At 70.4% G+C, this 913-nt stretch carries 1 protein-coding gene; it reads left to right on the forward strand.

Going from position 1 to position 913, the window contains the following annotated elements; all coding sequences use genetic code 11:
- Window positions 1–23: 23 nt before the first annotated feature.
- Window positions 24–913: C40 family peptidase (locus TN53_RS41060; RefSeq protein WP_234441832.1), on the forward strand; the 890-nt coding region annotated here is incomplete at its 3' end.

Raw genomic sequence — 913 nt, forward strand, 5'->3', positions numbered from 1 at the left:
CGCATGTCCCGACCTGCCGGGGCATGCGCTGGCCGATCCTCGCCGGAATCGCCAAGGTCGAGTCCAACCACGCCACCGGACATGGCATCGCCGCCAACGGAGACATCCGCCCCCGGATTTACGGGGTGCTCCTCAACGGCTCCGGGGCGGGCGGCAACACCACGGCCTTCCCCGACACAGACGGCGGCCGATGGGACGGCACCGCGAGTGGGGAGCGTGCTGTTGGCCCGTTCCAGTTCCTGCCCTCCACCTGGCAAGGCGTCGGCAAGGACGCCAACGGTGACCAGGCCGCTGATCCGCACAACGCCGACGACGCGGCGCTCGGCGCCGCGATCTACCTGTGCGGGAACGGGCGCGACCTGTCCCAGCGGACCCAGCTCAAGGCGGCGATCTTCCAGTACAACCACTCCGGCGCGTACGTGGCGAACGTACTCGGGTGGATCGACCAGTACACGGCAGCCGCCAAGGATCCGGGTCTGGGGAACGTCTCGGGGACAGTCCGCACCGTCCTTGCGACGGCACTCGCCCAGCGGGGCGTGCCGTACTCGTGGGGCGGCGGCAACGCCCAGGGCCCGTCGTACGGGATCTGCTGCTCGCCCAGCGGCAAGAGCGGCGCAAGCATCAAGGGCTTCGACTGCTCAGGGCTGACGACCTACGCCTACGCGCAAGTGGGCATCCAGCTGCCACGTACCGCGGCCGCGCAGGCGGGCGTCGGCCGGCGCATCCCCGCGAGCCTCGGCGCTAGCGCGCTCAAGCCCGGCGATCTCGTCTTCTACGCGTACGCCCCCGGCCGTGATTCCACGATCTATCACGTCGGGATCTATCTGGGCGGCGGGCAGATGGTCAACGCCGCCCGCCCCGGCACCGTCATCCGGCAGGACGCGGTTACCGCCATGTCCGGCTACGCGGGAGG

It is taken from the genome of Streptomyces sp. WM6386, assembly GCF_000972385.1.
In the GTDB taxonomy this organism is placed as follows: Bacteria; Actinomycetota; Actinomycetes; order Streptomycetales; family Streptomycetaceae; genus Streptomyces.